The sequence below is a fragment of the Acinetobacter sp. 3657 genome (genome assembly GCF_031456775.1).
GTDB lineage: Bacteria > Pseudomonadota > Gammaproteobacteria > Pseudomonadales > Moraxellaceae > Acinetobacter.
In genome coordinates, this window is the sequence record NZ_JAVDVH010000017.1 from 22,873 (window position 1) to 45,120 (window position 22,248).

Genomic DNA, 22,248 nt, shown 5'->3' on the forward strand with positions numbered 1-22,248 from the left:
TCAAACATTAAACATTGTTCTTGTTACTATAATGCGATTAAAGTGAGGAGCGTTTTGATGAAGTTGATGCCATTACCACAGCAGCAGTTACAGTGTGGTCGTTTTACATTGGATTTATCTCAGCCTCACATCATGGGAATCCTCAATGTCACACCAGATTCATTTAGCGATGGTGGGCAGCATCATCACCGAGATCAAGCCATCAAACATGCGCTGCAAATGATTGAGGATGGTGCAACTATTATTGATATAGGTGGTGAGTCTACTCGTCCGAATGCATCACCAGTTGCTATAGAAGAAGAAATCCGCCGTGTGATTCCTGTCGTAGAGGCACTATCAGAATATGATGTGATCATCTCGATTGATACCAGCCAACCTGAAGTCATTCGCGCAGCCATTCAAGCAGGTGCACATATTTGGAATGATGTACGCGCATTAACTCGTCCGCAAGCCTTAGCAACGGCTGCTGAACTCAACATTCCAGTGGTATTGATGCATATGCGTGGCGAACCGACCAATATGAATCAACTTGATCAGTATGACGATGTCACTGAAGATGTGATAAATGAACTACAACAACGATTAGATCAAGCACTAACTGCTGGGGTTAGACCTGAACATATAATTCTTGATCCGGGGTTTGGTTTTGCCAAGAATGCACAACAAAATTTTCAACTGCTTAATGCGTTTTGGAAACTGGCTCAAATGGGCTATCCCATTTTGTCAGGCTTGTCACGAAAGCGTTTTATTGGTGAAGCATTAAATGGTGTTGTTGCCCAAGAGAGAGCGGTCGGTAGTGTGATGGGGCATTTGCTCAGTATTCAACAAGGGGCAAGCATTGTGCGAGCACACGACGTGAAAGCAACAAGTGATGCTGTAAAAGTTTGGAATGCAATGCGTTTAGCATAATTGTTACAGAGAAAGGGTGGAACTAGGGATACATTTAAATACGATGAATCTTTATTTTTGCATACAACAATTTGAATACCGCTATTCATTTGAAAAGACAAAATAAAACTTGGGAATTATAAAATGTATCAAGGCACAAAAATATTTTCACTTTCCTTACTCGGTTGTATGATCGCAGCTTGCCAACCGATGTCGAGTTCTCAGCAACATATGATCGGGGTGGGAGTATATGAACTGGCGCAAGCACCACGTTTTGCACAGGCTGTTATGCCTATCCCCATATCGGAACAGCAGCGCCTAGAACAAGATACAGAGCAGTACCAAAAAAATGAAGTCAACCCTGTTGTTCGTGTGAGCCAGCAACCTATTTCCACCTTTAGTATAGATGTCGATACAGGTAGTTATAGTAATACTCGCCGTTTTTTAAATAACGGACGCTTACCACCTGTAGATGCTGTGCGCGTAGAGGAAATGCTGAATTATTTTGATTATCAGTATCCACAGCCTGTAGGTGTGCATCCATTTTCTGTGACCACTGAAACAGTAGATTCACCATGGAAACAAAATGCCAAACTCATCAAAATCGGGATTCAGGCCAAGGATTTAGCACTTGCACAACTGCCACCTGCAAATTTAGTTTTCCTTGTAGATGTATCGGGGAGTATGAGTGCGCCAGATAAGTTGCCATTGGTGAAGCAAACATTACGCTTGTTGACTGAACAATTACGACCACAAGATAAAGTCACGATTATTACCTACGCCAGTGGTGAAAAACTGGTGCTTAAACCGACTTCAGGTGATCAAAAAGATAAGATTTTAAGTGTCATTAATGCATTAAAAGCAGATGGTGCAACCGCAGGTGAGCGAGCGATCCAACTGGCATATCAGCAAGCTGAGACGGCATTTGTGAAAAATGGCATTAACCGTATTCTCTTAGCCACCGATGGCGATTTTAATGTGGGAATCACCGATTTTAGTACTTTGAAAGGCATGGTGGCTGAAAAGCGCAAAAGTGGTATTTCTTTAACAACGCTGGGTTTTGGTACTGGAAATTATAACGAACAGTTAATGGAACAATTGGCTGATGCAGGAGATGGCAATTATAGCTATATCGACAATAAAAATGAGGCCAAAAAAGTAGTACAGCGTCAGCTTTCATCGACACTTGCAACGGTTGCGCAAGATGTAAAAATTCAGGTCGAGTTTAATCCTGCAACGGTCAAAGAGTATCGTCTGGTTGGTTATGAAAATCGCATGTTGAAACAAGAAGATTTTAATAATGATAAAGTAGATGCGGGGGATATCGGTGCAGGGCATCGTGTGACCGCATTTTATGAAATTATTCCCGTGGGTCAGCAGGGCTGGTTAAATGACTCACGCTATCAAGCACAAACAAAGCCCGATGCCGCTAAAAAATCAGAATACGCTTTTGTGAATTTACGCTATAAGCTACCGAATCAAGACAAGAGCATTTTATTGAATCAAGCCGTGAAAATGGGCAGTAAACCGCTTGCCCAAGCGCATAGTGATACTCGTTTTGCGGTCGCTGTTGCCTCTTATGCCCAACAACTCAAAGGTGGGCAATACAATGGTTCAGTCGGATGGGATCAGATTATTCAACTGGCACAACAGTCTGCTCAACCTGACCCGTATCAAATGCGTGAGGAGTTTGTCGAACTTGCTAAAATTGCTAAAAGTTTAAGCGCTAAAAAAGATTGAATATTCATGTTATAAAAGTGGTCGGTAACGATGAGTTAACCGACCATGAATGGTACATGTTTATAGCAGGATGGAATAACAATCACGATGAAAACACCATTAATTAGATCAAGTGAATTAAGCGAACTCAATAACTGTAATGTCTGGTTGAAAATGGAGTCTGCTCAGCCTACAGGTTCTTTTAAACAAAGAAGTATCGGCAATGCTTGTCTAAAATACGTAGAAAAAGGGGCAAAGAAATTCATTAGCTCTTCTGGTGGCAATGCAGGTATTTCAGTCGCTTATATGGGAAAAGTACTTAATATCCCTGTCACTGTTATTGTGCCTAAAACGACTTCGCAAAAAGCGATTGATTTAATGCTGCAACAAGAAGCCGAGGTGATTGTCCAAGGTGAGTCTTGGGTGGAGGCCAATGAACTGGCACTTTCATTGGTGAATGATGAGGCTGTTTATATCCATCCCTTCGATGATCAATATTTATGGGATGGTGTTGCAACGATTATTGATGAAGTCGTTGCAGACGGCATCTATCCGAATGCTGTCATTTTATCAGTAGGAGGTGGTAGTTTAATCTCTGGAATTCATCAAGGTTTAAAACGGAATCATCTAGATATTCCAATTTATGCGATTGAAACGGATGGAACAGCTTCTTTGAATACCGCAATGAAGATGGGCAAGCATATAAAGTTAGATGAAGTGACGGGGATTGCAACAACACTTGCAGCAAAACAAGTCTGTGAAAATGCATTTCTCATTTCGCAAAGTGAAAATGTTCAAGGTATGACGGTTTCGGATCAAGATGCGGTAACTGCATGTCTGAAATTTTTAGATGATCATCGAACATTGGTTGAGCCTGCTTGTGGCGCAACATTATCCATTTTGTATGATAAAAAAATTAGTTTTGCACCAACAGAAGATGTACTGGTGATCGTATGTGGTGGCGCATCTATTACCTTTGAACAGCTTACAAAATATGCTGAGCAATTTTCTGTAGAAACAGTGGTGTAAATGTATCAATTAGCTTTAGCAATATTTTTCCTTATCCCCACAATGGGAGATGTTGAATTCGAATAAGGTAAATTGATCTAGAGCGGTCGGAAAAACCGCTTTTTTTATGCCTAAATATCGTGATTTTTGCGGGATTGTGGTATAAGCATGGCGTTTTATTGGCATATTATTTTTATGTTTGAAAATTTACTCCTCCCCATGTTTGATGATGAATATTATCCTGATATTCTGGTTGCTGAACTCAAACAACATATACATCAGTTCGCAAAAAAAGTCAGTCGTTCTGGCTTATCTGAAACTGAGATTTATCGTTTTGCGAATCGGACTATCATCGAAATTAATGAAATGAAACCGCAGTTCGAAGAGCTAGATTCATCTTTAGATGATGCTGCGGCGGATTATATTGCTGAAGCAATGATGATGATCGTGCAAGAAGCGGGTTATTTCGATATTGAAATGGAAGAATTAATTGTGAATCGAGAGTGGTAGATGTCACTCTCGATCTTCAGTTTCAAATAAAATTTCTAATGAGCATCTATCCATAGTTTGGGTAAAATAATTTGTCCTGAAATCCACGCTTCTATTTTAGCTTGTTGAAACTTTTGATAATAAATACTTTCGCTATTGATCAGTAAACCCAAGGTATCACCCTGTTTCAGCTCCCCATTTATACTCGGTAGCTCAATGCTTTGTAGTGATTTATTGCGATCTGCTAAGTCTAAGGTAATCTGATCATAAATTTGTTTTCTGCCTTGATTAAAAGGGGAAGTTTGTTCATTTAAAACAACATATTTTCCCGTTTCTTTAGATTTTACTGCAACAGATATAAATAGCACGGGGTCACTTGATTCAGTTTTTGCTTCGACATTTAAGCTTAAGCGAGGCGCACCAGTGATATGCGTAACTTGCTGTGCCACATGAATCGGGACAAATACAGCTTGGGTTGTGGTTGCTGCGATCCATGTTCTATTTAGTGTGTAGGAGGTGGTTGGGTTTAAATCAGTGAGATGTGTGACTGGGCTATGATCCACGCATAATTCAGGCAGTTTCATTTTTGGTGTTTTATCTTTTAACTTCTGATCGAACCACATTAAGATCGTATCTTGCAAGTTATGGTCTTGTTTGTCGCTACAACGCACAGATTTTCCGATATACCAAAAAGGTGTTTGACCTGATGGCGATTGTTGTGCCAATGGTTGCAGATGTCCGCCTTGTACCCCGATTAAATGGACTTTGTGCCGCGCCTGTTTGATACATTCAGCGGCTTTTACGCCTTCATTGAACGGGAATAATATATCTCTAAACCCCTGAATAATCAGTGCGTCTGCTTGAGGTGCTTGGTCATGTTCACAAAACCAGCGTGCTTGATGTGTTTTTAGAAAATCATAAGATGAGGCATTGAGTTGCCCTTGTTGTGTTTCTCGATAGGCTTGTTTAAGTTCGGGGTCAAATTTATTCCAATTCCACCAATCGCCGATTAAATTTAAGAAACCAATCCAGTTGCTTTTAGGAACACCATTTGGCGCAAGACTATTTATGAGATCATACCAAGTGGTAATCGGAACAATCGCTTGTAAGCGTGGGTCCAATGCCGATGCGAGATACTGTACGCCACCTGCATAAGACTCACCGATCATGCCAGCACGAACGCCGTTTTGGTTTTCTGCCAATTGAGGCAGATGCTTTTCAGCCCAGTTCATGATGCTAATCACATCCTGTGCTTCTTTATCTGGATCAGCCAGACGGATTTTACCTTGACTATTACCATGTCCTCGCTGGTCATAACTAATCACCCAATAGCCTTGTTTCCATGCAGTTTTGGCGACTTGTCCAGTAGGCAATAGAAAGCCATATAAACTCAGTTCAGGACGCTTCATCCGAGATAAACCAAAGCCATGGGTATGTATGAGTAAAGGTGCTGTTTGTCCAACTTTTAAATGCGGCTGATAGACAGTAAAAGCCAACACTGTTCCATCCGAGCTGATGGTTTTGGCCTGATAATAACGCTGCTTTAACTCGACTGTTTTCTGATGCGCGTGAATGGGCGTCGGTGAGTGATAAGCACAACCTTGTATGATCAACGCAAAGCTCAAAAATATCCATAAAAGGTAAGTACGCATAGATTCTTTCATCCTTGAATAAATCTTTGAGAAGTCTAATGATCAGATACTATAATCTAAACTGATAGATCATTTTACTGATCTATCGGTTTTACTGTCTTATACATTCGGTGATTGCTTGCGATATGCATATAAAAATAGACCACAGCATAGGCATATCAAGCCCATAATTAAATGTGAACTGAGTGGCTCATGGTTGAGCGTGATTCCCCAAAGTGTTGCCAATACAGGAGTTATGATCATGATGAGCATCACTGTGGTCGGATTCAGTTTTTGAATTAAATGATAATAAAAAATCATAGCAAGGACTGAGGAAAATAATGCGCTATACAGCAATGCCATAGTGGCTTGTGGACTTGGCAGTTGTGTTGGAATTTCTGAGATAAAAAAGGGTAATAAACAGAGGTAGCCGATCCATGAAATTAAGGTCGAGCCAGCGGTTTGAGTGATTGGATGAACCTCTGCACCTACTTTTGCAACGGCTAACATCGAGAGTACATATAGCAAAACCGCAATAATTTCATAGGCAATGCCGAGCATATCGTGCTGAATATCATCTGTAGCTAAACCCATTGTCAGTATTAAGCCGAGAAAGGCCAGAATTAAACCGCACCATTGACGTGGATGAAAGTGTTCACGTTTTAAAATAAAGACCGCTATCAAACCCGACCATAATGGTGCTGTGCCATAAATAATTGAAATCATACCCGATGGCACACGTGTCGCGCCCATATAACAAAAAGTCATAGAACCAAATAACCCAATTGCACCTGCTGTATAACTGGTGATTGCTTTGAAATTTATGCTGAGTTTGAGTCCAAAGTAAAACAGACAAACAAAGGTAAGTGGAATGGCGAGACTGTATCGTAGAAACAAACCCCAAGCCCAATGAATATCTTGCACTGTCCATACCGCTGCTAACGGGGTAAATGACCAAATCAGAACAACTGCAATAAATTGACCGACTGGCGCTGGGCGTGGGGAAGTAGAGGCGACAGTCGGTTGTATCTGTGGCGTGGGTATAAAACTTTTTTCATGCAATTGTGACATGGGGTGCTCCAGTAAAAACAACAGTAGGTTTGAAGGTCCAGAATTCAGGGCGAAAAAAAGGCCGCCATTGAGGCGACCTATGTTTCATGTAATGTTATTTTTTAACGCATCATCGGGTCAAATAACATTGCAAAGCCTCCTCGTATAGACATGCAGACACGTCGCCACGTTACATTGGCGAGAATGCAATCTGCGATACATGCAAGATCTAGAGCGGGTACTTTGTTCATGCGAGTTATATTAAAAATAAGCTTAAGATTTTTATAGCATAAGGTCTGAATAAAAAATAGTCATTGTTCTCAATAAGCTTGAAAATATATCAATGCAGCTTGAAGATTTATAGTTGCTTAAATTTAAGATCTTTTCATAATGACAGTATTCGATATTTAAACAGAAGTTTTCCCTTGTCTCCTTTAGAAATCATTGCCGTCTTGATGAGTATTATCGGTGTCACCTTGACCATTCAACGTCATATGTGGTGTTGGGGTTTCAATATTTTGGCTTGTGCATTGTATGCTTATCTTTTTTTCACCTATAAATTGTATGCCGAAACCATTCTGCAATTCTTCTTTATCGCATTCAATTGCTATGGTTTTTATTTTTGGTTAAAAGGTAAACGTCAAGACCATGAGATTCGGATTGAGCCGATCGGCATTCAAATGGCAATTGTTCAAATGTGTTTGGCTGCAATGGGCGGATTATTATTGGGTCTCATTTTAAAGCATTTTACGGATGCTGCTGTACCGATGTTAGATTCTCAGCTTGCTGCATTTAGTTTACTTGCAACCTATTGGACCAGCCAAAAACATATTGCAACTTGGCTACTTTGGATCTTTGTGGATATTGTTTATGTGGGCATGTTTATTTACAAAGAACTGTTTTTAACAGCAGCTTTATATGCCGCATTTGTGGGCTTGGCGACTTATGGTTGGTGGCAGTGGCAACAGGTGCAACGAAAGCAGTTGATGAAACAAGCATAAATAAGGACAGCCGAGTTGGGCTGTCCTTATGATTGAGTGATTCGATTATTTAGACGGTGTTGCGAGATATTCTTTTACTGCTTGACGTGCAATCGCTGGATCATCCGCAAATACACCATCCACACCTGCTTTGAAATAAAGCTGTAATTCTTTGATTGATCCTGTTGGACAACGCTCGGCTGCTTTAGCTGGGTCGATGCTACATTTTAAGGAAGCTGGCAGGAAGTTGTTCTCAGGGCGGAAAGTATAAGGATGTACTTTTAAACCCGCTTGATGTGCATCTTTTATAAAAGAGGTTGGTTTTTTTAGGGTATCTTTATCTTCGAAAATATAAGTCTCTTTCCATGGACCAACACCATCGGCATATTTAGCAATAGCCTTTAGTCCATCTATGGTTGCCATATCTGCATAAGTAGTTGAAATATTTTGGTCATCATAATCTGCAGGTTTTTTTGATTTATTATCATAAAGTTGAATTAACTGTGCATGTTTGACACTTTTATGTAAGTCCAACTGGTTTTTTAAATATTTTAAATTGCCCACTTCAAATGATTGTAAATAGATCGGAGCAATGTCACGGCTATATTTATATTTGGCTAATGTTTTTAGTAATGTATCTTCCATTACCAAATTCTGTTTTTGGAAAAAAGTTGGGTGTTTGGTTTCGATATATAAACCAATGATTTTACCTGTTTTTTTATAATGTGCTTCAGCCAGTTCAATGATTTGCTCTAAGGTCGGTATACTATATAAATCGTTGTATTGTTGATTGGCTGGTCGATATTGTGGAATACGTTCACGTGCTTTAAGTTGTTGTAATTCTTTGAGGCTAAAGTCCTCGGTGAACCAACCTTCAAAAGTGACGCCGTCAATGATTTTCGTGGTTTTACGATCGGCAAATTCTGGCAGGCTGGCAACATTGGTGGTACCACTGATTTCATTTTCATGGCGAGCGATCAAGACTCCATCTTTGGTTGAGACCAGATCAGGTTCAATAAAATCCGCGCCATCATCAATCGCTTTTTGATAGGCCTCAAGGGTATGTTCAGGTCGAAGCGCACTTGCACCACGATGTCCGACCACTAAAATTTGTGGCAATTGATATTGTGGTTGATTGGAATTGGATGAAGCATTGTCATCATTGTTACAACCCACAAGGCCGATCAGACAGAGACTCGCGACTGTTTGCTTTAACATACATAAACTCATGTGTTTTTATTTGAGTCGTTAGTGTGCTGATTGAATTTATCAAATGGATGACAAAGAGATGATCGTTTGATGAAATTACAAATAATTTTTAGATAAAACAATCGAAATTGAGTATCTAATTTTACTCAATGTTAAAAAGAATGTTCTATCAATCAAAATCTAATGCTTTTTTTCCCAATAGGGCCAATTGATTTCAGGGCTAAAGTGATTGTTTTGGTCCAGCCAGTATGACTGAGGCGGAGCATATTTATCTTTGAGTCCCATGATTTGCATGAGATTATTATCGAGTTCAGCGGTGTTGATGGTTTGAGTTCGATCTACACCTGTTGATGGCATATGGTCATACCACATAATGACTGGAACTTGATAACCAGCCTTGGTATTTGGACTATGTCCGGCATAATCCATCTCATGACCAACTTCATTACCGTGATCTGAAACAACGGTAAATGATCTAAAGTCTTGGTTCTTTTCAGCGATAAGTTTATCTAAAATCTGAGCCAATAAACTGTCTTGATACAAGATCGCATTGTCGTAGTGGTTACGCATAGAACGTATCCATGGATCAATATCATTTTTCTTGAGTAGCATTTCGACCGCATCATTACTGTCAGCGCTAAATTTATTAAAAGCGGCAGGATAGCGTTCTTTATAGTTTGGGTGTGTGCCAATCATATGAAGAATGATTAACTTTTTAGGCTCAGGGTCTGCAAGCGCTTGCACGTAAGCAGGGATGAGATTTTCATCTAAAGAGCTGCTGCTACGCCCAGAACGTGTATTTTTATACACGGCTTTATCCGCATAAGAACCGAACAATGAGGAAAGGTAAATATCATCTTGATTGCTGAGCCAGTAAATTTTATAACCCGCTGCTTTTGCATAAGCAAGTATGCTTTCGGGTGAGTAACGATCATGTTCAGACGCAGGACTTTCAGTTAAGAGTACTCGTAATGCATTAATGGTTGAGGGCGATGGTGAAAAAGCATTACAAAACACTTTAATTTGGTTGATTCTTTTTGAAAGTTCTGGTGTGGTGTCTCGCGTATAACCACATAGGCCGAGATCAAGACTGGTAATACTTTCAGACAAGACCAATACATGGGTTTGCTTCTGTCTAGTTGGATCTACAACGATTAGATTTTGTTTCGCACTACGATCCCATTGATGGTGAACATCTTTATGTTTTGTGATTCGATCTCTGAAATTTTCAATTTTTTCCTGATAATTACTCCAAAATACAATCGGATGAACGTTACGTGATGGTTTCATTAGATAGCAAGTCAAAGTAAGAAGGACCAAAAAGATGATCCATGCACGATAAAAATGGCTGTGCCAAAGTTGTTTGAAGTTTTCAGTTTTTAAATACTTAAATGCAATATAGTGATAGGCGATCGTCAGCGAAACTAAACCTACCAGCACAGCGATAATGCTGATCGCGTGAAGCTGAAAAAACTCCCAAGTTTCGGTATAACTGGTATTCGCAATCGCTTCAATAATAAAATAGGCTTCATTGTCGCTGCTAAATAAAATCCAAGTACTGGAGCGTAACAGTGAGTCGAACCAGAAAATCAGCCACCAAATGATGGACAGAATATACCAAGATTTTTTATTTTGAATGGCTGCCAAATATAAAAAAATCGCACCGGGTAGTGATAAAAAACCAAGTCTTAAGCCATCAGACAAGTTACCTGAAAAAATTAATAAGCCGCCAGTAATCAGAGCTGGTAGCAAAATGAATAAGAGAATATTAAAGTTCTTCAGAGTGACCTTCATAGATGTTTAATAAGATTAGGGAGCGCAATAAGCGTGCTACTATCGGTTTTAGATTCGCTGTTGTCAATCTGAATTTAGGAACTCATTGATCGCAAAGTAATTTCAATTTCTCATTTTTTTAGTTGTTTGAATTTAATCAGTTTATTTTGCTATGGATCTGTTTTAATGTGCGTGAAAAATCCATAATTTCTTCGTAATTCTGGCTTTTTGCAATGATATGTTAATAGGGATAGTGTTTCCTTATTGGCTCAGTAATGATCAGCGTTTATATTTGCCAATTTTATCTATCTTTTTGACAAATTGACTGTTTCAGGAATGGAATGAACAGCCATGTTATCTAAATTTTTTATTGATCGTCCCATTTTTGCAGGTGTCTTAGCGATTATCGTGATGGCTGTTGGGTTACTTGCTGTTCTAAATTTACCTGTAGAACGCTATCCCGATATTGCTCCGCCTAGAATCACTGTATCTACCAATTATAGTGGTGCAGATGCACAAGCGGTTGAAGACAGTGTTACGCAAGTCTTAGAACAACAAATTAAAGGAATTGACCATCTTCTTTATTTTAGTTCAAGTAGTGATGCTAATGGTAACAGTCGGATTAGTTTGTTTTTTGCGCAAGGCACTGATCCTGATCAGGCGCAAGTGCAAGTTCAAAATGCAATTAATGGTGCAATCAATCGTTTACCAGCCGACGTACAAAGACAGGGGGTGAATGTTCGCAAATCGCTCAGTGATTCTTTTATGGTCATTGGCTTAGCCGATGCTTCTGGACGTTCCACCAATATCGATATCTCTGATTATTTAACCAATCATTTTGAGTTAAATCTGAGTCGTCTCGAAGGTGTTGGGGAAATCAGTGTTTTTGGCTCACAGTACGCGATGCGTATTTGGTTGGATCCTAAAAAATTACAACAATACCAACTCAGTGTCAGTGAAGTCCGTACGGCTTTAGAAAATCAGAATGCTCAAGTGGCAGCAGGTGCGATTGGGCAGTTACCGAGTGTAGATGATCAATATTTAAATGCCAAAGTCACCTCAGGCTCTTTATTGCGTACGCCTGAACAATTTGAAAACATTATTCTCAAAGCAAATAGCGATGGCGGCATGGTCTATCTAAAAGATATTGCCCGAGTCGAGATTGGTGCAGAAAACTATCAGATTTTTAACCGGATCAACGGTTATCCCGCTTCGGGGCTTTCAGTTTCATTGGCTGTGGGCGCCAATGTGATGCAAACTGCGGATTTAGTTTACCAAGAAATAGAACGGTTAAAAAAAGGATTGCCTGAAGGTTATTTCGTGGTCTATCCACGTGATGATACTCCCTTTGTAAAAGAATCAATGTCTCAGGTGGTGACCACACTGGTTGAAGCGATCATTTTGGTTGTACTGGTGATGTTCCTTTTCTTACAGAATTGGCGAGCAACCTTGATCCCTGCGGTAACGGTTCCAGTGGTGATTTTAGGGACTTTTGCAGTGCTTGCTGTATTGGGAATGAGCATTAACACCTTGACGCTATTTGCAATGGTGCTTGCGATTGGGTTGTTGGTGGATGATGCAATCGTTGTGGTTGAAAATGTTGAACGGATCATGCATGAGCAGAAGCTGGATGCCAAACAAGCCAGTATTCAGTCTATGCAAGAAATTAGCGGGGCATTGGTTGGGATTACCTTAGTATTGACAGCAGTATTTATCCCAATGTCATTTTTTACCGGTGCAACGGGGATTATTTATCGCCAATTTTCGATTACTTTAGTCGCAGCGATGTCTTTATCATTGCTGGTGGCATTGATTCTTACCCCTGCTTTATGTGCGATTTTATTAAAACCACAGCAACAGAAAGCCAAATGGGCCGTGTACTTTGAGCGCGGATTAGATCGTGTTCGAAGTTTTTATCTGAATGTCGCCAAAAAGGTGATACAGCTTAAATTTCTGTCGCTTGTCGCTTTATTGTTTTTGGTTGGTGCTTTTGCTTGGACCTATCGTGAATTACCCACCAGTTTTTTACCGCAAGAAGATCAGGGGATCTTGGGTGTTCAGTTTCGCCTAGCTGAAGGCACGCCGATGAGTCAAACCCAAGTTATCGGCAAACAAATTTCAGACTATTTCTTGGCAGAAGAAAAAGATAATTTAAATGGCATCATGGTGATACATGGACGCAACTTCTCAGGCTCAGGTCAAAACCTAGGGCAAGCCTTTGTTTCTTTGAAACATTGGGATGATCGTCCAGGTGTGAAAAATAGTGCACAAGAAATTCGTGCACGTGCCATGAAGCATTTTGCTCAGAATAATCAGGCACGTATTATGGTATTGATGCCTGCGGTCATACGCGGGTTGGGCAATTCTGACAAAATCAATTTTTGGCTACAAGATACCCAAGGCTCTGGGCGAGATAGCCTAATTCGGTCTTTTGAAAATCTTCAACAGCAGGGCAATGCATTAAATAGCATCGAAAACCTTGATAAAAAAAGCAATGATGATCAGGCTGTTCTCAATATTAAGATTGATCATCGTACTGCGATGCTACACAGTTTAAATATCAATGAGATTAACCGTACGATCTCGACGGCTTGGAGTGGAAGCTATATCAATGATTTTATTGATCGTGGTCGAATCAAACGTGTTTATTTACAAGGGGATGCACCTTATCGTTCTAAACCTGAAGACTTGAGTTTTTGGCACGTGAAAAATGCACAAGGACAGATGATTCCCTTTACTCAATTTAGCCAAGTTGAATGGCAGGGCGCACCACCCTTGTTGGAACGTTTTATGGGCTATCCAGCGATTGAATTAGAAGCAGATGCCGCCAGTGGTTTTAGTAGTGGTCAAGGCATGCGAGCAATGGCAAATATTGTGGCACAAATGCCTGAAGTGGGATTGGCGTGGAGTGGTCTATCCTATCAAGAACAGCAATCAAGTAATCAAGCGATTTGGTTATATTTGATTTCGATTGCTTTTATTTTCTTGTGCCTAGCTGCTTTATATGAAAGCTGGTCTATCCCTTCGGTGGTCATGGCGGCTATTCCGCTCGGTATCGGGGGGACGATCTTATTTAGTTACTGGTTTGGTTTTGCCAATGATATTTACTTTCAGATCGCATTGCTCACCACAATTGGGTTGTCTTGTAAAAATGCCATCTTAATGGTTGAGTTTGCAGCTAGTTTACAACAGCGGGGACGCAATGTTCTTGATGCTGCGCTTTATGCTGCTGGACTACGTTTACGTCCGATCCTCATGACCTCGATTGCATTTGGTGCTGGGGTGATTCCATTAATGTTCTCGACAGGTGCAGGGGCACTCAGCCGTCAAGCCATTGGCTATAGTGTTTTTGGTGGTGTTGTCTTTGGCACAGTGCTTGTTCTTATTTTCATTCCTTTAATGTATGTGTTGATCAGATCAATTTTTAAAGGAAAAACCGTTGCAGTGAGTTGAGTTTTTAAATATTTTTGCGCTTAAATATTTTTGATAGAAACAAAAAATCACATATTCCATGTAGATAAAGGCTTGCGTCCGCTTGACTCAAGCCTTTACTATGCACGCGCCGTATAAACGGTTAATTGAGGATTAATTGCCTAAATGGACACGCAGAGTTGTAGTTTATTACGAATTACACATTATTTTCATAAAAATCAGAATGAAGGTCGTTATTCGACAGTAAAATAATATGCTGTGTCTAACTCTTCATTGCTGATCTATTGTAGTGAAGAGGTAGAGATGAGCTACAACAACTTTTTATATTTATTGCAAGATGCATTAGAAAAAAACCATGTTGAACTTGCACTTGCATCGCTTGAAACTTTCCCCGCAGTTGATATTGCTGATCTTTTGACGCAGCTTCCAATCGAACAAAGCCAATTGTTATTGAAGCATTTGCCTGATAGAGCTTATGTTTTTTCTTATCTTCCGCCAAATGAACAAGTCAAACTCGCCAAAGCAATGCCAAGAAATATTCTGGCTGAAATCGTCGGTGAAATGTCATCGGACAAACGAGCTGATGTTTTTAAATGCTTAGATAAACAACAACAAAAAGCATTGCTTCCTGCACTGGCCCAAGCTGAAAGAGAAGACATTCGTCAACTTTCATCATATCTAGAGGGAACAGCAGGGGCGATTATGAGCTCCGAATATGCGACCTTAAAACCCAATATTATGGTCAAAGATGCAATTAAAATGTTGCGTCTTGAAGCACCAGATACAGAAACCATTTATTTTGCTTATGTATTGGATGATGCACGAAAAATATTAGGAGTTTTGTCATTAAAACAGTTGATCCTTGCACCTGCAACGCAGAATATTAGTGAGCTGATGGTTACCCATGTTTTGACTGCTTATGTAGATACCGATCAAGATGAGGTTGCTAAAACCATCGCAAGATATGACTTATTGGCACTCCCAATTCTTGATCATCAAGACATGATGGTCGGGATCGTGACCTATGATGATGCGATGGATGTCGCCAGTGAAGAAGCAACTGAAGATTTCTTAAAAGTCGGTGCGGTGAATGCATCTTCGAAACTGAGCATTAAAACAGCCCCAATTTTACAACTGTATCAAAAGCGCGTTTTTTGGTTGGTATTTTTAGTATTTGGTAGTTTGCTTTCTGGGATTGGGATTGCACATTACGAGGATGTCATTGCACAAAATCTAGTATTGGTCTTTTTCTTACCTCTTCTGGTCGGTAGTGGAGGGAATGCAGGTTCTCAATCTTCAACTTTGATGGTACGTGCTTTGGCAACGGGGGATGTGCAATTTAAAGATTGGTTTGCGCTGCTCGGTCGGGAAAGCTTAGTTGCCTTCTGCTTAGGTGGCACGATGGCGATCGCCGTATCATTATTGGGTTATTTCCGTGGAGATGAATTAATCGCACTGGTTTTAGCATTGAGTATGATGGGAATCGTGTTAATGGGCTGTTTGATTGGTATGAGTCTGCCATTTATTCTAAATCGATTTGGGCTAGATCCAGCAAGTGCGTCAGCGCCATTGGTCACTTCAATATGTGATGCGACTGGAGTGATTGTCTATCTATTTATTGCTTCTATGATCTTATTTTAGTTGTAAAAATAATACCCTCTCGATTTAAAAAGTATTTATGATCAAGCTATAAACTTGGTTTAAGGTTGGGCAAATGTCAGAACAAAAAAAATTAACTCAGCAGCAAGCAATCGTTGTGGAGCGTGATTTGGCGAAATTCGCCAATACGATGGACAGCTTGGTACGAATTCCGTTCACTAAGCAAGGTGTCGGTGCGGATGCAGCATTGAGTACGATTCCTTTTGCGGGCGATATAGCAGGTTTTGTTCTGACTTTATATGCTTTCAAAAAAGCCAGAGAAGTGGGTGTTCCACAACACAAACTCAATGGCGTGGTGAAACTTGCGATCTTAGATATGTTGGTCGGTTTTGTACCGATTGTAGGGACTTTATTTGACGTATTTATTCGGCCAAGTCGCAAGACCCTTGAGATTGTGCATAATCATATCCGTGAGGAATATCAGGTACACAGTGATATCCATGTGGTGCATCCATTTTTACATGAATCTCTAGAGCAAAAACAGAAAACCTCAGCATTTTGGCGTAATCCGATTGTGAGCTGGATTTGGCTGCGGATACCTGATTTGCTCGGCATCGCCGTTTTGATTTTACTTGTACTTGCACTTTGGCTTGGCCTGAGTTACGCGTGGCAGTTGTATAAGTCTTTTGTTTCATAGAGATTAATATATGAGTCATCTCAAAGATAAGTTGCCGAAAAATTGGGTACTTATACAAGAAGATAAAGAATCAGTATTCTCTAATGAACTTAAACGTGAGCTTATATTGGGGCATGTGCTTTTTGACAAAAAAGCAGTAGCCATTGCCCGAAAAGAGGGAGAGGATGATATTTTATTCTTCTTTGAGAATCAGGAAGATCAATATGCTGAGGTTCATTTAACATGGAACCATGAAACTAACCCGATATTGCCATCAACTTTGCTTTTTAGAAGTTTTAATGATTGGAAAAAAACAATTGAAGATGATGATTCGGAGTAAAGTAATTTATTCTTGTATTTGAGCTTATATTTCTGATTTACCCTAGGTTGCTTGATTTTTAGTATTCATCAATCCGAAATATTTAAAAACATTGATATTGTAAAAAATAAAGCCTCCATCTTGGAGGCTTTATTGGTGTATCTGTTTGGATTAGTGAACGTTTAATTGCTTTAATGCAGCAACACGTTGTTCAATGCTTGGGTGGGTGTGGAACAATGCAGCTAAGCTAAAGCCTTGTTCTTTACCTTCCGCGATTGCAAATGCTTTCATTTCTTTCGGCATTTGATCTGGCATTTCTGATTCTGCTTGTAAGCGAAGTAGTGCAGAAATCATTGCATCTTTACCAGCCAAACGTGCACCTGCTTCATCAGCACGGTATTCACGTTGACGAGAGAACCACATCACGATGGTTGATGCCAAGATACCAAATACGATATCTAAAGCAATAGTAATCGCAAAATAGGCAATTCCTGGCGCTTCGCCATCTTCACGACCAAATACATTACGGTCAATAAAGTCCCCAGCAATACGCGCAAAGAACATAACGAAGGCATTGACTACACCTTGGATCAAGGCAAGGGTAACCATATCACCATTTGCAACGTGACCAATTTCATGCGCAAGTACAGCACGAAGTTCATCTTTGTTCATACGTTCTAATAGACCTGTTGAAACAGCTACTAGTGCGTCGTTTTTATTCCAACCTGTTGCAAATGCATTAGATTGATAAGATGGGAAGATACCAACTTCAGGCATTTTAATACCTGCACGTTGGGATAATTGAGCAACTTCTTGTAATAACCACGCTTCGGCTTGATTACGAGGTGCATTCGGGTCGATTAATTCGGTCCCAGTGGTTTTTTTAGCCATCCACTTTGATAGGAATAGGGAAATCAAAGAACCTACCATACCAAAGACAAGGCAGATAACCATTAGGTTGCCTAGATTTAAGCCACCCGCGCCATGGTAACTACCGACACCGAAGAGTGACAAAATAATGCCAGCTACAACCAGTACCGCGAGGTTGGTTAGCAAGAACAAACCAATCCGCATCATTGAGAAAACCCTCTTATAAAGAAAAAGTGATCTGATTTATAAATATAAATCACCCCAATAATATGCAGGTTGAACCCCAAAAATTCAAGGGAAAAAATAGCTGTTATTGCATGTTTGCAAACAAAATAATGAATCTACAAAGAAACAAGCACTTAAAACTAATTTTAGCGTGAAAAAAGTAACAAATAATTGCTAGTTATCGTTGTTTTAATGTACATATTAATCGGTTAAACGGATATGTGCAGAAGCAGTGGCATTCGCTGTGGAGTAGCTGCCTGCTGGCGCATCTGTAAAAGTACCATCAGCCAAAGTGATGATTTGTCGATTGTACTGTCTTGATGTTGATGCGGTTTCGGCATTTGTACTGCTATTTGAGCCCGAATAATTAACCGATTGTGCGATCACTTGCCCATTGGTTGAATGAGCTGTCGGTTGAGATAAATTGGTCCCTAAACCTGATACATAGAGGTTTTGATAACGACTAGTGACACGACGAACATAATCCTGTGTTTCTCGGAATGGGGGGATGCCTTTATATTTATCGACATTGCCTTCTCCTGCGTTATAGGCAGCCAAGGCCAAGCGTGTATCACCTTTAAAGCGTTTCAGTAACCAGCTTAAATACTTTGCACCCGCAAAAATATTTTGCTGAGGGTCGTACGCATCCGAGACATTGAAGCGTTTAGCTGTCGCTGGCATCAACTGCATTAAGCCTTGAGCACCCACAGGTGAGCGTGCATTGACATTGAAACCAGATTCAGTGTGCATTACCGCTTTTATTAAGCCTTCTGAAACACCATGTTGTTGTGCTGCTTGACGGATTAAATGGTCGAAAGTATTTCGGTTACGGCTATAACTGGGTAGAACTGAAGCTTCGCTATTGCCCCAATTACGATAGCTATGGATATTGCTATCGGGATAATAGGTTGCTTTAACCACTTTTAAATGGCTGTATTCTGCTTTCTTTTTATTGGTCAGCAGTGTCGTACCATTGCTATCTTTAAATTGATAGATGGTTTGGCCAGCGTGTGCAGATACTGTTGTATTAAAAAAACCGATTGTCCCCAAATACAACATAAAAAAATAAGTTATTTTGTTCATCGTTATAATATTCACAAAAGATGAGCTTTAATTCATTTCAGCAGTGTAACAAAAAAATCTCAAAAAAGTACTTTCGCTACATTTTTTTATTTTTCTACTGTCTAACAAAAAATCAAGTCCTTTTGCTCGAATGTTCAGCAAAAAAAAAATTAAATTTTTTTTAAAATTTAAGTGTTGACTTATGTAAGCTATTGTTTTTAATGGAGTAAAATGATTGGTTAAAAAATGATCAATTTGATTGAAAGCCTTATTCTAAGATAAAAAAAGTTTGTCAATAGCGAAGAAATCCACAATTTTATCCACAGTTTTTGTGGAAAACTGTGGAGAAGTCTGAAATATAAGCAATCTAGACGATTTTGATAACTTTTGATCAGAATTTTACCAGTATGAAACTCAAATATGACGATTGAGAGAAATTGAAAAATTCTTTAGGTGCGCATTTTTTCGGAATGGGATAAAATCTTGCGGTATTTTGTTTATGAGTAAATCACGTCTATGTACGCGCCAGTGGAGTCCAACCAAGGATTTAATTTCAAGCCAGAGCTTCCTACTAGTTCGGCCTATTATCGCTTGTTGAAAAAACTACGTCGCCAAGTGGGGCATGCAATTCGTGACTACAAGATGATCGAAGATGGCGATAAAGTCATGGTATGCGTATCGGGTGGTAAGGACAGTTATACCTTGCTCGATATCTTGCTGCAATTCAAACGTATTGCGCCGATTAATTTTGATATTGTTGCCGTTAATCTGGATCAAAAACAACCTGGCTTTCCTGAGGATGTTTTGCCACGTTATATGGAAGAAAATAATATTCCATATTATATCCTTGAAAAAGATACCTATACCATTACCAAGCGCTTAACACCTGAAGGTAAGACCTATTGCGCCGTATGCTCTCGGTTACGTCGCGGTTCACTCTATGGTTTTGCTCAAGAGATTGGTGCAACGAAAGTGGCTTTAGGTCACCATCGTGATGATATTTTAGCGACATTCTTTCTGAACTTATTCCATGGCGGTAGTTTGAAAGCGATGCCACCGAAACTGCTTTCTTCAGATAAAAAGAATATTTTGATTCGTCCTTTGGCTTATGTTGAAGAAAAAGACATTATCAAATATGCAGAAATGCGTCAGTTCCCGATCATTCCGTGTAACTTGTGTGGATCTCAAGAAAATTTACAGCGTGCGATTCTGAATGACATGTTGCGTGAGTGGGATAAGCAATACCCTAAACGTTTACATAGTATTTTTGGCGCATTACAAAATGTATCACCATCGCAGCTGGCTGATCGAGAGTTATTTGATTTTGAAGCTTTGGATGAACAGCGTGAGTTCGATATGAAAGATCCAGAAGAATTGAAAAATCGTCTAGATGTGGTGAATTTAAGCTTCGCTGCGGAATAAAATGTAAGAAATTTTTTAAAGGCACTTTGTTAAGTGCCTTTTCTTTATAAAATTTTTAAAAATTGAATCCTACGTACAAAAAGTCATAGCCTAAAATAAAATATACGTGCTATAACATGGCACAAGCAAATTGCTTCATGTGATGTCGTCTGGATAGATGGCACAAGAAATTGAACAAATACATTTGAGGAATAATCATGGCTGCATTTTTAACTGATGATTGGTTTGCAACTGTCGATACACTTACTGCTGAAGCAGGTGATTTAAACTTGCCACCAGCACTGGCGAATTTGGCAATTAACTTGGTTGTAACAGATGCAGCTGGTAATACAGAGTTGGCTTTAGATGCTGGTAAAATCCAAAAAGGATTATCAACCAAGGCTAAAACAACTTTAAACATGGATGCTGAAACTTTACGTAAAGTATTCTTAGAGTTTGATATGGCTGCTGCAATGCAGGCGTTCATGACAGGTAAAATCAAAGTACAAGGCGATATGTCTCAACTTATGGCTTTACAAACGGCTAAGCCAAGCCAAGAACAAAAAGACTTATTCAAGAAAGTACTTGAGCAAACTGCTTAAATTCTTTTAAAAAAAAGCTTACCCATTCGGTAAGCTTTTTTTTATTTTTAAATATTAATTAGATCACTGGTTTTAATGTGTTCTAAGTAAGCACGAATACGTTTGACGTATTGAACGGCTTGTTTGTGTCGACCATTTTTAGCTTGGTTACGCTGTAAATAATCATATAAATTTACCCATTGATTTGGGTCTTTACCTTGTGCTTTGATCCGTTTCTGTGCCTGACTTACTGCACCTGGTCCCATATTATAAGCCACTAAGGCATACCAGTTACGGTCAGGGTAGGGAACATTGGCAAATTGATCCAGCATCAGATCATAATACTTGGCACCACCATGGATGCTTTGTACAGGATCAACACGGTTGGTTACACCCATCGCTTGAGCCGTACTATTCGTCAGCATCATTAAGCCACGTACGCCAGTAGGCGACACTGAAGTGGGTTTAAGATAAGATTCTTGATAACCAATTGCTGCCAATAAATGCCAATCTAAATTGTATTTAGATGCACTTTTCTTAAAGCTCGCTTTATAGATGGGTAAACGTTGATTCAAATCTTTTTGAATCGTTGACCAAGATTCTGGTTTAACCACATTGCGGTTGTAAAAAGAAGCAAGCTGCTGTGTTGTACCCAGTTGTTTACTTTGGCAAATAAAACCACTTGCTGTCAGTGTGAGTGGATCATCAGCTTGTTTAAACACCCAATTGAATTGAGGATTTAAACCATTTTTGCTTAAGCTATCTTGATCGCCACAACTTGCTGAAAAAGAAACCAATTGTTTATTTTCAATCTGATTTAGATTCGCTGTCGTCATGGCCAGATTGGCTTTACCTTGGGCGATCCATCTTAATGCAGTTGCATTATCTGGAACTGTTTTAAAATCGAGCTTTACATTTAAACTCTGTGCATAGTTTCTTGCTAAATCATAGCCAAAACCATGTAAAAACTGATCTTCTTTAAATACGATCGTTGGATTTTCAACTGCAACCACTGTTAATACATTGCTTGCCAAAACACTATTGTATTGATGTGATTTTTCTGCGCTCAAGCTATTAAAAGGGAGAATGACCACACCTAATGCTAAAGCTTGAAATGGAAGTTTGGAAGATAAAGAGTTAAGGCTAAGCCTCGACCCAGAACTTGAATTACTGTGCATGTTGTCTCCGCTACAGGTAATTTATGCCCTAAAAGTTCAGCAAAAAAATGCTCTAACTTTTTAAAGTTGATAAATTCAATAAGGGTGGGCAAATCATGACGCCATTCAAAATGACATTGAATTAATCTGGAAAAATGATGTTCGTGTTACACATCATT

At 39.5% G+C, this 22,248-nt stretch carries 18 protein-coding genes; 11 read left to right on the top strand and 7 right to left on the bottom strand.

Annotated elements, in window-relative coordinates:
• Nucleotides 1–57 precede the first annotated feature (57 nt).
• The 4 genes from folP (at nt 58) to J2Y37_RS14430 (ending at nt 4,125) form a co-directional block, all read left to right on the top strand.
• Nucleotides 58–909: a dihydropteroate synthase gene (gene folP, locus J2Y37_RS14415; protein WP_349033258.1), complete on the top strand. Its 852-nt coding sequence runs from the start codon at nt 58–60 to the stop codon at nt 907–909.
• Nucleotides 910–1,176: 267 nt separating this feature from the next.
• Nucleotides 1,177–2,628, top strand: coding sequence for a VWA domain-containing protein (locus J2Y37_RS14420; RefSeq protein ID WP_349033274.1), 1,452 nt, complete (start codon nt 1,177–1,179; stop codon nt 2,626–2,628).
• 87 nt (nt 2,629–2,715) lie between these two features.
• Entirely contained in the window at nt 2,716–3,636 is a 921-nt protein-coding gene (locus J2Y37_RS14425; protein ID WP_349033259.1) for a pyridoxal-phosphate dependent enzyme, read from the top strand.
• A gap of 147 nt (nt 3,637–3,783) precedes the next feature.
• A complete protein-coding gene (locus tag J2Y37_RS14430) occupies nt 3,784–4,125 on the top strand; it encodes a DUF5713 family protein (protein ID WP_349033260.1) in 342 nt (113 codons plus the stop codon).
• 35 nt (nt 4,126–4,160) lie between these two features.
• On the opposite strand, the gene J2Y37_RS14435 is transcribed toward J2Y37_RS14430, so the two are convergent.
• Nucleotides 4,161–5,756 (bottom strand): CocE/NonD family hydrolase, encoded by a 1,596-nt coding sequence (locus J2Y37_RS14435; protein ID WP_349033261.1) that lies wholly within the window; start codon nt 5,754–5,756, stop codon nt 4,161–4,163.
• Nucleotides 5,757–5,855: 99 nt separating this feature from the next.
• Complete coding sequence (locus tag J2Y37_RS14440; protein ID WP_349033262.1) at nt 5,856–6,806, bottom strand: DMT family transporter; 951 nt, start codon at nt 6,804–6,806, stop codon at nt 5,856–5,858.
• A gap of 404 nt (nt 6,807–7,210) precedes the next feature.
• Between J2Y37_RS14440 and pnuC the strand changes: the two genes are divergently transcribed.
• Nucleotides 7,211–7,786 (top strand): nicotinamide riboside transporter PnuC, encoded by a 576-nt coding sequence (pnuC, locus tag J2Y37_RS14445; protein WP_004669128.1) that lies wholly within the window; start codon nt 7,211–7,213, stop codon nt 7,784–7,786.
• A gap of 45 nt (nt 7,787–7,831) precedes the next feature.
• Here the strand turns inward: pnuC and J2Y37_RS14450 are convergent, their stop codons facing one another.
• Both J2Y37_RS14450 and J2Y37_RS14455 read right to left on the bottom strand, forming a co-directional pair.
• The gene (locus J2Y37_RS14450; RefSeq protein ID WP_349033263.1) at nt 7,832–8,983 is read right to left on the bottom strand and encodes a glycerophosphodiester phosphodiesterase; all 1,152 of its coding nucleotides are present in this window, start codon (nt 8,981–8,983) and stop codon (nt 7,832–7,834) included.
• A 171-nt stretch (nt 8,984–9,154) separates the two neighbouring features.
• Nucleotides 9,155–10,768, bottom strand: coding sequence for a phosphoethanolamine transferase (locus J2Y37_RS14455; protein WP_349033264.1), 1,614 nt, complete (start codon nt 10,766–10,768; stop codon nt 9,155–9,157).
• Between the two features lie 330 nt (nt 10,769–11,098).
• Between J2Y37_RS14455 and J2Y37_RS14460 the strand changes: the two genes are divergently transcribed.
• The 4 genes from J2Y37_RS14460 to J2Y37_RS14475 all read left to right on the top strand — a co-directional run bounded on the left by J2Y37_RS14460 (nt 11,099) and on the right by J2Y37_RS14475 (nt 16,794).
• Nucleotides 11,099–14,200, top strand: a complete 3,102-nt coding sequence (locus J2Y37_RS14460) for an efflux RND transporter permease subunit (RefSeq protein ID WP_349033265.1) — start codon at nt 11,099–11,101, stop codon at nt 14,198–14,200.
• Nucleotides 14,201–14,482: 282 nt separating this feature from the next.
• Nucleotides 14,483–15,820: a magnesium transporter gene (gene mgtE / locus J2Y37_RS14465; protein WP_349033266.1), complete on the top strand. Its 1,338-nt coding sequence runs from the start codon at nt 14,483–14,485 to the stop codon at nt 15,818–15,820.
• 73 nt (nt 15,821–15,893) lie between these two features.
• Entirely contained in the window at nt 15,894–16,475 is a 582-nt protein-coding gene (locus tag J2Y37_RS14470) for a DUF4112 domain-containing protein (protein WP_005195631.1), read from the top strand.
• A 10-nt stretch (nt 16,476–16,485) separates the two neighbouring features.
• Complete coding sequence (locus tag J2Y37_RS14475) at nt 16,486–16,794, top strand: hypothetical protein (protein ID WP_349033267.1); 309 nt, start codon at nt 16,486–16,488, stop codon at nt 16,792–16,794.
• 150 nt (nt 16,795–16,944) lie between these two features.
• Here J2Y37_RS14475 and htpX read toward each other — a convergent pair whose 3' ends face one another.
• Both htpX and J2Y37_RS14485 read right to left on the bottom strand, forming a co-directional pair.
• Nucleotides 16,945–17,850, bottom strand: coding sequence for a protease HtpX (gene htpX / locus J2Y37_RS14480; RefSeq protein WP_004669119.1), 906 nt, complete (start codon nt 17,848–17,850; stop codon nt 16,945–16,947).
• A gap of 219 nt (nt 17,851–18,069) precedes the next feature.
• A complete protein-coding gene (locus tag J2Y37_RS14485) occupies nt 18,070–18,951 on the bottom strand; it encodes a lytic transglycosylase domain-containing protein (RefSeq protein WP_241324068.1) in 882 nt (293 codons plus the stop codon).
• A gap of 495 nt (nt 18,952–19,446) precedes the next feature.
• On the opposite strand from J2Y37_RS14485, the gene ttcA reads away from it, so the two are divergent.
• The gene (ttcA, locus tag J2Y37_RS14490; protein WP_005195634.1) at nt 19,447–20,352 is read left to right on the top strand and encodes a tRNA 2-thiocytidine(32) synthetase TtcA; all 906 of its coding nucleotides are present in this window, start codon (nt 19,447–19,449) and stop codon (nt 20,350–20,352) included.
• 197 nt (nt 20,353–20,549) lie between these two features.
• Nucleotides 20,550–20,933 carry an SCP2 sterol-binding domain-containing protein gene (locus J2Y37_RS14495; RefSeq protein ID WP_004669116.1) on the top strand — a complete coding sequence of 128 codons (384 nt, stop codon included), beginning with the start codon at nt 20,550–20,552 and terminating at the stop codon, nt 20,931–20,933.
• A 47-nt stretch (nt 20,934–20,980) separates the two neighbouring features.
• On the opposite strand, the gene J2Y37_RS14500 is transcribed toward J2Y37_RS14495, so the two are convergent.
• The gene (locus J2Y37_RS14500) at nt 20,981–22,090 is read right to left on the bottom strand and encodes a transglycosylase SLT domain-containing protein (RefSeq protein WP_349033268.1); all 1,110 of its coding nucleotides are present in this window, start codon (nt 22,088–22,090) and stop codon (nt 20,981–20,983) included.
• Between the last annotated feature and the right edge of the window lie 158 nt (nt 22,091–22,248).